The sequence below is a fragment of the Pseudomonas sp. Sample_11 genome, from assembly GCF_004307505.1.
GTDB lineage: Bacteria > Pseudomonadota > Gammaproteobacteria > Pseudomonadales > Pseudomonadaceae > Aquipseudomonas > Aquipseudomonas atacamensis.
Genome location: NZ_RCOD01000019.1, coordinates 26336 through 40039, shown reverse-complemented (window position 1 = coordinate 40039; position 13704 = coordinate 26336). Strand labels below are relative to the sequence as shown.

2 protein-coding genes are annotated in these 13704 nt (G+C 63.5%); both read right to left on the bottom strand.

Going from position 1 to position 13704, the window contains the following annotated elements; all coding sequences use genetic code 11:
• Window positions 1-349: 349 nt before the first annotated feature.
• Window positions 350-1312 carry an alpha/beta hydrolase gene (locus D8U60_RS04285; protein ID WP_130899540.1) on the bottom strand — a complete coding sequence of 321 codons (963 nt, stop codon included), beginning with the start codon at window positions 1310-1312 and terminating at the stop codon, window positions 350-352.
• Window positions 1313-1381: 69 nt separating this feature from the next.
• On the bottom strand, window positions 1382-13696 hold the full coding sequence (locus tag D8U60_RS04280; RefSeq protein WP_130899539.1) for a non-ribosomal peptide synthase/polyketide synthase: 12315 nt from the start codon (window positions 13694-13696) through the stop codon (window positions 1382-1384).
• Between the last annotated feature and the right edge of the window lie 8 nt (window positions 13697-13704).

Here is a 13704-nt window from a genome sequence, read left to right as displayed (position 1 = left end):
CCGCGGCGAAGCCGCCCCACTCAACAATGAGCGCAAGCTCGAGTGCTTTTGATCTTGCTTTTGATCCACCGGCGACATCGGAAGGCTGAGCGGAGGGATTGATCCGGGGGTGGGAGCGCAGCGACCGTCTGGCGCAGCCAGACACAGCGGAAGGAGGTGCAGCGAAGCAAACCGGAGCCGCTGCGCCCGGATCGATCCCGGAGCGAAGGGACCCGAGCCTGCGAGGGCCGAACGTAGGAGCTAGCGTTTTTTGCTTATTTTTTTTCTGGGCCGGCATTCCGGGCGCTTGTAAAAAAGTAAGTCGCCGTCAGGCGAAACCGCCAGCAGCCGCTACCGAAGCAACGGATATTCACCCAATCTCAAGAGCCCGCGCAAGCGCCCCACCAACCCTCGAATAAACCTCCAGAACCCCAGGCACCACCGCCCCCAACCGCAACAAATCATGAGTCAACCCGGCACAAACCTCGACCTCGACCTCGACCCCCTGCCCGCGCAGCCTGTCGACATAAGCCTGCCCCTCATCCAGCAACGGATCAAACCCGGCAAGCAGCACAATAGCCGGCGCCACCCCACGCAGATCCTCCGCCAGCAACGGCGAAAAACGCCAATCCAGATAATCCTCCGGCCCTCGCGCATAGTGCTGATAAAACCACTCCAACGTGTCGTTCTCGAGCAAATACCCCTCACCAAACAACAGCCGCGAATCATGCACCCGTGAAGCATCGGTCACCGGATAACACAACAACTGCGCCTTCGGCGCGATAGCCACCGTGTGCGGTTGCCGCACGGCCTGAATCGCCAGCACCGTCGCCAACGTGGCGCCCGCGCTATCACCGCCAAACGCAACGCGCGAACCATCCAGTCCGAGGCTCGCAGCCTGTTCCGCCAGCCAGGCCAAAGCGTCCTCGCCATCCTCCAGCGCCGTCGGAAAGCGATGCTCCGGCGCCAGTCGATAACCGACCGAGAGCACCGCACACGGCGCGCGCTGACAAAACTCGCGGCAGACGCCGTCGTGGGAATCCAGACTGCCAACCACGAACCCGCCACCGTGGAAATACACCAGCACCGGCAGCGGCGATTCAATACCGTTGGGCCGATACAACCGCAACGCCAGCGCCGCACCGTCACGGGCCTGTGTTTCGATCTCGGTGACTTCAAGATCCTGCGGCGCCGGCCAGCGCAGTTGCGCGGTGGTCTGCTCGAAGGTGGCGCGGGCCTCGCTCGGGGTCAGTTGGTGCATGGCTGGCAGGCCGGCGTCCTGGCTGTCTTGAGCGAGGTCGAGGAAAGCTTCCAGATCAGGGTGTAACGACATCATTAAAAATCCTTGTATCCGCAATAAGACGGGCGCGCCTGGGCAGCGCCCGCGCAAAAGACCGGGCGATCAACTCACCCGCGCCATGCAATGCTCGATCAGCGCTTCAAGCTCACGCTGGTAATCGCTCATCAGCGCATCCATGGTGCCGGCGCGGTAACGCTGGCTGCTGTAGATGCAGCGCAAGGCCAGTTGCCCGTCATAGACCTGGCCGACGATTTCAAGCCAGTTGCCCAGATTCGCCTTGAGGCTGTAGTTGTCGCCGGTCTCCTCCAGTGCCGGCACCAGCAACGCCTGTTCATCGAAGCTCTGGTCGAACTGCCCGAGGTAGTTGAACGTCACCCGTGCCTGCGGCAATGCAGCCAGTTGCGCCGAGATTTCCGGCCCGGCCAGATGACGCAGCACGCCATAGCCGATGCCCTTCTGCGGTACGCCCGCCAGTTGCGCCTGCACATCGATGATCGACTGGCCGATGTCGTCGCCGTCCGGGCGCAAACGCACCGGGAACATGCTGGTGAACCAGCCGAGGCTGCGGCTCAGGTCGATCGATTCGAAGAGGTCTTCGCGCCCGTGCCCTTCGAGCAGAATCAGCGCCGACGGTTGCTGACTCCAGCGGCACAGGGCGCGGCTGAGCGCCGACAGCAGCAGGTCGTTGATCTGCGTGCCGTACACCGCCGGGGCCTGTTTGAGCAGTTGTTCGGTGTGCTCGCGGGACAGCTTGAGCCGCGCCTGCGCCTGTTGCCGCACAAGGTTCTTGCCGCGCGGGTTGTCGCACGGCAGATCAACGCCGGGCTGATCCAGTTGCTCCAGCCAATAGCTCAATTCCTGCTCGGCAATCACCGGCGCCTGCGCCTGCAATGCCTCGGCAAACGAACGATAACTGCTGGTGCGAATCGGCAGTTGCGGCGCCAGCCCCTGCACGCACGCCTCATAAGCGACTTTCAGATCGTCGAGCAGAATCCGCCACGACACGGTGTCGACCACCAGGTGATGAATCACCACCAGCAACCGCGCCTGACCATCCGGCAACGCCACATGCATGACCCGCCAGACCGGCCCGTCATCGAGTTTGAGGCTGCGCTGCGCGAGGTTGGCCAAGGCTTCGACCTCTTCGCTGCTTTGCGCTTCACGGCGCCACAGCACAGCCTCGTCGGACACGCTGGTGCTGTAGCGCTGCAACCAGCGCCCGCCGTTGTTGGAAAAACGCAGGCGCAGCGAATCGTGATGTTGTTCGATCAAGCCCAGTGCCTGTTCCAGTGCATCAAGATCCAGCGGTTGACGTGCGCTGAGCAGCAACGACTGGTTGTAGTGATGCGCCTCGGCCATGCCTTCGGCGAAGAACCATTGCTGGATCGGCAGCAAATTGAACGCGCCCTCTGCGGCAACCTGAGTCAGGTCCGGCAGCGCTTGCCCAGCGCCCTGCTTCGCCACCTGCTGCTCGACAATGCAGGCGATGGTTTGGTAGCGCATCAGATCACGCAGTTTCAGCTCCATCTGCAGGGTCGGATGGTTTCTCACCCGCGAGATCACTTGCAGGCTGAGGATCGAATCGCCACCCAGTTCAAAGAAGTTATCGCTGATACCGACCTGCTCGACCTGCAACACCTGCGCCCAGATTTCCGCCAGCAGGCGTTCCTGCTCGGTGCGCGGGGCAACATATTCGTCGCTTTTGAACTCCGGCTCCGGCAGGGCCTTGCGATCGAGTTTGCCGTTGGGCGTAACCGGGAACGCGCTGAGGCAGACGATCTGCGCCGGCACCATGTATTCCGGCAGCGAAGCACGCAGCCCGGCCTTGAGTTCATCGCCGATATCATCACCCGTGGCGGTGACCACATAACCGATCAGTTGCTTGCCGGAGGCATTGTCGCGGGCAATCACCAGCGCATCGCTGACCGCCGGCAACTGACGCAGGCTGGCCTCGACTTCGCCCAGCTCGATGCGGAAGCCACGCACCTTGACCTGATGGTCGATGCGCCCGACGTAATCGACCACGCCGTCTGCGCGACGGCGCACCAGATCGCCGCTGCGGTACAGGCGCTCGCCAGGGGCAAACGGGTTGGGCACGAAGCGTTCGCCGGTCAGATCGGGGCGCCCGTAATAACCGCGAGCGACGCCGTAACCGCCGATGTACAACTCACCGGCAAAACCCGGCGGCAGCGGATTCAGATCGTCGTCGAGCACGTACAGCGAACGCGCACCGACCGCGCGGCCGATCGGCGCATACGCCGCTTCGCAGTGCTGGCTGATGGCGACCTTCCAGAGCATCGGCGTGACCACGGTTTCGGTCGGGCCGTAGCCGTTGGTGAAGTATTGCGGACGCAACGCCGCTTTCACCTGTTCGAAAGTCTGCTCCGGCACCGCATCGCCACCGAAGCAGTAGATGCGCACTGGCGGCGGTGCGATGCCGCTGGCGGCGGCGTACTCGGCGAGTTGCTTGAGATAGGCCGGCGGGAAGCAGGCGATGGTCACGCCGTAATCGTGCAGGGCCTGATAAGTCTGCTCCGGGGTCCACAGACAACCGTCGCGAATCACCAGACGACCGCCGCTGTACAAGGTACTCAGCCAGCGTTCATGGGCACCGTCGAAAGCGAACGACATGAAGTGCAGCTCGCAACTGCTCGCGTCCATTTCGTACAACTCGGCGATCGCCTGGCAGTGCATGCTCAGCGGTCCCTGGGTCACGGCCACGCCTTTCGGCCGTCCGGTGGAACCGGAGGTGTAAACCAGATAGGCCAGGCTCTGCTCGTGAACATCGCAGACCGGGGCAGCATCGCTGTAGAGACTGCGATCGAGTTGATCGATTTCCAGACGCAACACGCCATGCGGCGCCGGTAACGTCGCGCGCAGGCTGGTTTGCGTCAGCAGCAGGGCCATGCGCGAATCTTCGATCATGTACGCCAGACGCTCCGGCGGGTAATCGATGTCCAGCGGTACGTACGCCGCACCGCTCTTGAGCACGGCGAGGAAACTCACCAGCATTTCCAGCGAGCGCGGCAACGCCACGCCGATCACCACTTCCGGCCCGGCGCCGTGGGCGATCAGGCACTGCGCGAGTCGATTGGCCTGCCGCTCCAGCTCTGCGTAGGTCAGGCTTTCGCCGGCGCATTGCACTGCGATCGTGTGGGGTTGCTGTTGCGCATGACGGCTGATCAGCTCCGGCAGCAACTGCGGCGCGTGGCGGTGGGAAGGCTCGGCGCTCCAGGCCTGCGCCGCTTGCCATTGTTCGGCGGACAGACGCTGCAAATTGCCCAGTCGCTCATACGGCGCGGCCATCATCGCCGCGAGGGTATTTTCCAGGGTCAGGCGAATGCCTTCTACCGCCGCGGCGCTGAAGTGGCTGCGCAGGTACAGGTACTCGATCGACAACTCGTCGCCGAGCATCACCGCAAGGTCCATCGGCACGTTGGTCACGCCGTGGCCGATGGATTTGCCGAAGGTCAGCTCGGTGTCGGTTTCTTCCTGCAAGCGCTCGTCGATCGGGAAGTTCTCGAACACCACGATGCTGTCGAACAGCGCCTGACCACCGAGGTTCGACCAGCGCTGCACATCGGCCAGCGGTGCCTGGGAATAATCCCGAATGTCGAGGTTGTAGGCCTGTACTTCGCCCAGCCAGTCGGCCAGACGCTGATCGGCCTGTGGGGTCTGAATGATCGGCAAGGTGTTGATGAACAGGCCGAGCATGTTGCCGACGTTCGGCAGACTTTCCGGGCGCCCCGATACGGTGGCGCCGAAGGTCACCGTCTGCTGACCGGTGTAGCGTTGCAACAGCAGCAGCCACGCGCCCTGGATCAGTGTGTTGGGGGTGATGCGCAGGTCGCGGCAGAACTCCAGCAGGCGTGCGGTTTGCGCCTTGTCCCAATTTGAATAGAGCGCATCGTGACCAGTAACGTCGGCACTATGGCGCGGGTGCATCGCCTGACTCAGCGCGGTCGGTTCGTTGACCACCGCCAGACGCGCCTTCCAGAACAGCTCCTGGGCATCCTGATCCTGCGCCTGCAACCAGGCAATGAAGTCGCGATAGCGGCCGTTTTCGCCAGTCACCTCGCCCGTGGAGTAGTACTGCAAGACCTCGCCGAACAACCGCGAACTGCTCCAGCCGTCCATCAGGATGTGGTGGCTGGTCCAGATCATCTGGTACTGCTCGTCGCCCAGCTGCAGCAGGGTCACCCGCTGCAAACGCGCTTCGGCCAAGTCGAAGCCCAGCGCGCGATCAGCGCTGGCGAACTCGGCAATCGCCGCCTCGCTGCAATCCTGCCCACGCCAATCGAGCACTTGCATCTGCAGCGGCGCCTGGCGATGGACGACCTGCAACGGCTTGGCCAGCCCATCCTGCCAATGGAAACTGGTGCGCAGGATGGCCTGACGGGCGATGATGAATTCCCAGGCCCGGCGGAAACGCTCCACGTCGAGGCCCTTGATCGGCAGGCTGACCTGTTGCACGTAGAGGCTGCTGCCGTTGTCCGACAGCGTATGGAACAGCATGCCTTCCTGCATCGGCGACAGCGGATAGACGTCTTCGATCAGCTCCGCCGGCACCGGCAAGGCATCGAGTTGCGCCTGATCCAATTGCGCCAACGGGTAGTCGGCGGCGCCGGCGGATTGCGCGTCTGCCAGCGAAACCACTGCGGCCAGTTTCTGCACCGTCTGCTGCTGGAACAGGTCTTTGGGCGTGAAGCAAATGCCCTGCTGCCGCGCGCGGCTGACCAGTTGAATCGAGATGATCGAATCGCCGCCGAGGGCGAAGAAATTGTCGGTCACGCCGACCTGCTCGATCTTCAGAATGTCCTGCCAGACCTCGGCCAACTGCTGCTCCAGCGGCGTCGAAGGCGCGACGTAATCGCGTTGTGCCTGGCTGGCATCCGGTGCCGGCAAAGCCTTGCGATCGAGTTTGCCGTTGGGTGTCAGCGGCAATTGTTCGAGGAACAGCCACTGCGCCGGCACCATGTAGTCCGGCAGATGCGCCTTGAGCGCGGCTTGCAACTCAGCACTCAGCGCGTCCAGTTGCGCGGGGCTTTGATCGGCTTCGGCCGGTACCACATAAGCCACCAGTTGCTGGCCGCTGACGCCGTCCACCGCCAGCACCACGCCTTCGCGCACGCTGGCCTGGGCCAGCAGACGCGCTTCGATTTCGCCCAGTTCAATACGGAAGCCACGCACCTTGACCTGATGGTCGATGCGGCCGACGTATTCGATACGGCCGTCGTCCAGCCAGCGCGTCAGGTCGCCGGTGCGGTACATGCGCTCGCCGTTGCTCGCCAACGGGTTGGGCACGAAACGTTCGGCGGTCAGGCCCGGGCGCAACAGATAGCCACGGGTGATGCCGTCACCGGCCAGATACAGCTCCGCTGCGATGCCGAGCGGTGCTGCCTGCAATTGCCCGTCGAACAGGTACGCGGTGGTGTTGCGCAGTGGCCGGCCGATATTGGCCTGGCCGCCGAGTTCGCGACGGGTCCAGGTCGAATACGTGGTGTCTTCGGAAGGCCCGTACAGGTCGTAAACGTGGGCGACCGAAGTCTCGCGGTACAGGGTGTCGACCAGCGCCTGCTTGAGCGGCTCGCCGGCCAGATTGATGATGCGCACGCCCGGCGGAATCTGGCCGATGCGTTGCAACGCGGCAATTGCCGACGGCACGGTGTTGATCAGGCGCACCTGATCACGCTCGGGCAAGTCCGGCAGCTCCAGGGCATTGCGCGCCATGACCATGGATCCGCCGCGCGCCAGGGTGACGAAAATCTCCCACACCGACAAGTCGAAGCACACCGACGTCGACGCCAGCACGCCTTGCAGATCGTCCTCGCTGTAGACCTCGGCGGACCAGTGAATCAGCGCCTGTACGTTGCGATGGGCGATGGCCACGCCTTTCGGTTTGCCGGTGGAACCGGAGGTGTAGATCACGTAGGCCAGATTGGCCGCGTCGGCGCGCGCCGGCAGGTTGTCCGGCGCTTGCGATGCAAACGCCTCGCCGCCGGCCTCGACCAGCACCACCTGCGCTTCGCTGGACGGAAGTTGCGCGAGCAACGCTTGCTGGGTCAGCAGGACTTTCGCCTGGCTGTCATCGAGCATGTAGGCCACGCGGTCGGCCGGGTAGTCCGGGTCCAGCGGCACGTAGGTGCCGCCGGCTTTGAGCACTGCCATCAGGGCGATCACCAGTTCCGCCGAACGCGGCAGCGCCACGCCGACGCGCACTTCGGCGGTGACACCCAGCGTCACCAGATGCCGGGCCAACTGGTTTGCCCGCCGGTTCAGTTCGCCGTAATTCAAGGCCACGCCGGCATGACTCAACGCCAGTGCCTGCGGATGTGCTGCGACCCGTGCTTCAAAGCTCTGCGAAATCAACCGCTCGGCCGGATAAGCCGCGTGATTGTCGTTCCACTGCGCCAGCGTCTGCCGCTCGGCCAGCGGCAGCAGACCGATCTCGCCGAGTGCCCGCTGCGGCGCTGCGATAAATTGCTCGAGCACTTCACGCAAATGCGCCGCCAGAGCAAGCACGCTGCGTTCGGCAAAGTGTTCGGTGAGGTAGTTGAAATCGAGGTTGAGCACTTCGCTGGCGCCGGCAATCAGGGTCAGACCGTAGTTGGTCTGCTCGCGATGCTCCAGACCGGAAAAACGCAGCCCGCCCGGATTGGCCTCCAGCGCTTCGGACACCGGGTAGTTCTCGAACACCAGCAAAGTGTCGAACAGCGCTTCGCCACTCAATGCGGCCAGACGCTGAATGTCCTGCAACGGCGTCTGTTCGTAGTCGCGCAACAGCAGGTTCTTGTCCTGCACGCTGCGCACCCAATCGCCGACGCTGAGGGTGGCCTGCGGGCTGGCGATCACCGGCAGAGTGTTGATAAACAGCCCTAGCTGTTCTTCGATGCCCGGCAAATCCACCGGACGCCCGGATACCGTAGCGCCAAACGCCACCGTGGCCTGCCCGGTGTAGCGCTGCAACACCAGCAGCCACGCGGCCTGCACCAGGCTGTTGAGGGTCACCTGTTGCTGACGGGAGAAGGCGTTCAGACGCTGGGTCAACGCTTCGTCGAAATGCAGACGATGCATCTGTTTGCCCGGCCCCGGCACGGTGCGTCCGTGGCAGGCCGAGGCCAGTCGGGTCGGTTCGTCGAGTTCGGCCAGTTGCCCGCGCCAGAATTCCTGCGCGGCTGCCTTGTCCTGGCCCTGCAGCCAGACCAGAAAATCGCGATAGCGGCCCTGTGCGCTCGGCACCGGCTGGCCGGCGTAATCCTGCAGCACTTCGCCGAACATCCGCGAGTTGCTCCAACCATCCATGAGGATGTGGTGGCAGGTAAAAATCAGGCGATGGCGATCGTCGGCAGTGCGCAGCAGGCACAGACGCAACAGCGGCGGATTCTGCAGATCGAAGCCGCGTTCGCGGTCGGCCTGCGCCCGTGCTTCAAGCACTGCTGGCAGATCAGCGGCATCGCGCACGTCGACTTCCGGCATTTCCAGGGTCAGTTGGCGATTGATCACCTGCAACGGCGCGTCGAGGCCATCGCGGCCCCAGATGAAACCGGCGCGCAGCACTTCATGGCGATCGACCACCCGCTGCCAGGCTTGCTGAAACCGCGCGACGTCGAGGCCGTCGATGTCCAGCAGCATCTGATAGACGTAGGCGCTGGCGTCGGCGTCGTACAGGCTGTGGAACAGAATGCCCTGCTGCATCGGCGCCAGCGGATAGATGTCCTCGATGCGCTGGGCGGCAATCGGCAGGCTGTCCAGATGCGCCTGGGACAAACCGGCCAGCGGCACGTCAGACGGCGTGAGCCCGCCCGCATGGCTGAGGCAGTGGTCGATCAATTCACTCAGTGCCACTTCGTAGGCGCGGGCCAGAGCGGCAATGGTCGCTTCTTCGAAGACGTCGCTGCTGTAGGTCCAGGTCAGGCTCAACTGGCCCTGATAAACCCGGCCATCGATGGTCAGCCAGTTGGCCATCGGCGCGTTTGCGTCCTGACCGGCGCCCTTGTCCTCGGTGGCCGGCCGCCACAAGGCGTCTTCGTCGAAGTTGTTATCGAACTGCCCGAGGTAGTTGAACGTCACCTGCGGTTGCGCCAGTTCATGCAACGCCGCTTGTGCGTCGGCGGTGCCGAGATAACGCAGCAAGCCATAGCCGATGCCCTTGTTGGGGATCGCGCGCAGTTGCTCCTTGATGCCTTTGATTGAGCTTTCCAGGCTGGCGTTTGGTGCCAGGCGTACCGGGAACATGCTGGTGAACCAGCCCACGGTGCGGCTCAGGTCGATGTCATCGAAGAGGTCTTCGCGGCCATGGCCTTCGAGCTGCACCAGCGCACTGTCGCTGGCGGTCCACTCGCACAGCACCCGCGCCAGTGCGGTCAGCAGCAGGTCGTTGACCTGAGTGCGGTAGACCGCCGGAGCCTGTTGCAGTAATTGGCGGGTACGTTCGGCGTCCAGCCGCGTGTCGACGCTGCGTTCGAAGCGGTTGTTCAACTGGCCCTGCGGATTATCCAGCGGCAAACCGAGCGGCGCGTCGCGCAACTGCTCGCGCCAGTAGCTCAGTTCGCTGCCCAGCGCCGCGCTTCGCGCATGCTCTTGCAGGCGCAAGCCCCAATCCTTGAACGCGCTGGTCTTGGCCGGCAGGTGCACGCGCTGTCCGCTGCTGATCTGCTGATAGGCGCTTTGCAGGTCTTCGAGCAGGATCCGCCACGACACGCCATCGACCACCAGGTGATGAATCACCAGCAACAGACGCTGACTGGCGTCTGGCAAATCGATCAGCGCCGCGCGAATCAGCGGGCCGTTGTGCAGGTCGAGGCTGCGTTGCAGGTCCAGGCACAGCGCTGGCAATGCCGCGCTGTCGTCCAGCGTGAAAGTGCGTAACAAAACTTGTGGCTGATCCGCCGCGCCGTGGCTTTGCTGCCAGCCCTGCTCGGTTTGGCGATAACGCAGACGCAAGGCGTCATGCTGTTTTTGCACCTGCGCCAGGGCCTGTTGCAGCGCAGTGGCTTGCAGGGTTTTCGCCGGGGTCAGCAGAATCGACTGGTTCCAGTGATGCCGCGCCGGGATGTCGCTGTGGAAAAAATACTGCTGGATTGGCGTCAGCGGCGCGTCGCCAAGCACTTCGCCCTGCTCCGTCTGCACGGCGTCGCTCTGCTGCGCGACGGTGGCCAGACGCTGCACGGTCTGATGCTGAAAAATGTCCTTGGGCGTAAAGCGAATGCCGGCCTGCCGCGCGCGGCTGACCACTTGAATCGAGATGATCGAGTCGCCGCCCAGCTCGAAGAAATTATCGTGAAGCCCGACCCGTTCGACCTTGAGCACGTCCTGCCAGATCTCCGCCAGACGCTGTTCCAGTTCGCTGCGCGGCGCCGCATAGGCCTCTTGCACCTGCGCAACGTCCGGCTGCGGCAGTTGCTTGCGATCGAGCTTGCCGTTGGCGGTCAGCGGCAGCCGGTCGAGGAACGCCCAACTGACCGGAACCATGTAATCCGGCAGGGTTTCGCGCAGGTGCAGCTTGATCGAATCGCGCAGCGCGCCCTGCTCGTCCGCGTTCAATGTCTCGGCCGGCACGACCCAGGTCGCCAGTTGCTGACCGCTGAGGCCGTCCACCGCCAGCACCACCGCTTCGCGCACCTGTGGATGCTTGAGCAGTTGCGCTTCGATTTCGCCGAGCTCGATACGGAAACCACGGATCTTCACTTGGTGGTCGATACGGCCGATGTACTCGATCACCCCGTCGCCGCGCAGCCGTGCGAGGTCGCCGGTACGGTACAGGCGCTGGCCGGCGTTGCGGTTGAACGGGTCCGGCACGAAGCGGGTGGCGCTCATGCCGGCCTGATTCAGATAACCACGAGCGAGACCGGCGCCAGCGATGTACAACTCGCCAATGCAGCCTTGCGGCACCAGGTTGAGCGAACTGTCGAGCAAGTACCACGACAGGTCGACAATCGGCGCGCCGATCGGGCTGCTGTGATTGCTCTGCAGATCGGCCAGCGACAATGGCCGGTAGGTCACGTGCACGGTGGTTTCGGTGATGCCGTACATGTTGATCAGCGTCGGCGCGCGGTCGCCAAAACGCTCGAACCACGGACGCAGATTCTGTACTTCCAGCGCCTCGCCGCCGAACACCACGTAACGCAGGGCATTGCTGCGCGCAGATTCACAGGCAACCTGCATCAACGGCTTGAACGCCGACGGCGTCTGGTTCAGCACCGTGACATTTTCATCGCACAGCAGCGTGTAGAAATCTTCCGGCGAACGGCTGACATCGTGCGGCACCACCACCAGCTTGCCGCCGTACAACAGCGCGCCAAAAATCTCCCACACCGAAAAGTCGAACGCGTAGGAATGGAACAGCGTCCAGCTGTCCTGCGCGCCGAAATCGAACCAGTGCGCGGTGGCGCTGAACAGGCGCATCACGTTGCCGTGCGGCAGCAAGGCGCCCTTCGGTTTGCCGGTGGAGCCAGAGGTGTAGATGACGTAGGCCAGATTGTCCGGCGTGGTCAGGCATGGCGGGTTGCTTGCGATGCCGTGCTCCGGCGCCTGATTCAGATCGAGGCAGATCAGCCCCGGCGGCAGCGGCAATTGCCCGAGCAAATGGCCCTGGGTCAACAGCAATTGAATACCGCTGTCGTCGATCATGTAGCCCAAGCGGTCATCCGGGTAGCTCGGGTCCAGCGGCACATAGGCGCCGCCGGCCTTCAGCACCGCGAGAATGGCGACGATCATGTCCAGCGAACGCTCCACCGCAACGCCGACGCGCACGTCCGGGCCGACACCCTGCTCGATCAGCGTATGCGCCCACAGGTTGGCGCGGTGATTGAGTTCGGCGTAGGTCAGGCGTTGCCCGGCACAGCTCACCGCCACCGCGTCGGCATGCCGCTCGGCCTGAGACTCGATGGCTTGCTGGATGCACTGGGTCAGCGGTTGTTCAATCAGCGACGGATTCCATTGCGCCAACAGCTGTTGCTGCTGGCCGGCGTCGAGCATCGGCAATTGGCCGATGCACCGGGTCGGCTCGGCGACGATCGCCTGCAACAGCGCGGTCCAGTGTTGCGCCAGGCGCTCGATGGTCGCTGCGTCGAACAGGTCAGTGGCGTACTTGAGCACGGCTTCGATGCCGTGGGCCTGCTCGGTGGTGTTGAGGGTCAGGTCGAACTGCGCGGTCTGGCTCTGCCATTCCAGCGGTTCGATGTTCAGGCCGTTCAGGCGCGTGGCGACGCTCGCACGGCGCTCGGCCTGGTGGTTGAACATCACCTGGAACAGCGGACTGTGGCTGAGGCTGCGGCCCGGTTCCAGCGCTTCGACCAGTTGCTCGAAGGGCAAGTCCTGATGCGCCTGCGCCTCCTGCGCCGTCTGTTTGACCTGACGCAGCAGTTCGATAAACGGCAGCTCTGCGTCGATGTCCGCCTTGAGCACCTGGGTGTTGACGAAGAAGCCGATCAGCCGCTCGATTTCCACCCGGCCACGGTTGGCCACCGGCACGCCGACACGGATGTCGCTTTGCCCGCTGTAGCGATGCAGCAAGGCCTGAAACGAAGCCAGCAGCAATACGAACAGGGTGACGTTTTCCTGCCGGGCAAAGGCCTTGAGGGCATGGCTCAGCTCCGGGTCGAGAATCAGGTTATGGCTGGCGCCGGCAAAGCTTTGATCGACCGCGCGCGGGCGATCCAGCGGCAGTTCCAGCACCGGTTGTTCGCCGCCGAGTTTTTCCTGCCAGTAGGCCAGTTGTCGCTCCTGCTCACCGGCCTCCATCCAGTGGCGCTGCCACAACGCGTAATCGGCGTATTGAATCGGCAGGGCCGGCAGACCGGCGTCGTGACCGAGGTTGAAACCGGCGTAGAGCTGCACCAGTTCCTCGATCATCACTTGCAGCGACCAGCCATCGGAAACGATGTGGTGCAGGGTCAACACCAGCACATGCTCAGCGGGGTTGACCTGTAGCAGCGCGGCACGCAGCAACGGGCCGTGTTGCAGGTCGAAAGTCTTCTGGCTCTGGGTCTGGACGAAAGCCTGGATCGAACGCTCCGGGTCATTCGCCAGATCAGCGCTCAGGTTGTGAATATCGAGGGTAAAAGGTCCTGCGGGCAGGACCACTTGCAAGGGTTGCGCGCTGTCTTGAGAGAACACCGTGCGCAAGGTTTCGTGGCGCTCGATCAGCGCCGCAATGCTGCGTTCCAGTGCCGGCACATCCAGCGGCCCCTGCAAGCGCAGGGCCGTCGGAATGTTGTAGGCCGCGCTGTGCGGTGCCCACTGCCACAGGAACCACTGGCGCTGCTGAGCGTAGGACAGCAGCAACGGCTCTTCAGCCGTGCGCTTGAAAACCGGGGCAATGTCAAAGAGGTTGACGCCTTTCTGCTTGAGCAGAACCGCCAGAGCCTTTCTTTGCTTAGCCGAAAGTTGTCCTACCGACTCGATTAACTCTTGCACGCGTTTTT

Coding starts and splice junctions, on each gene's coding strand:
- D8U60_RS04285 (WP_130899540.1), bottom strand. CDS start 1,312: ATGTCGTTACACCCTGATCTGGAAGCTTTCCTCGACCTCGCTCAAGAC.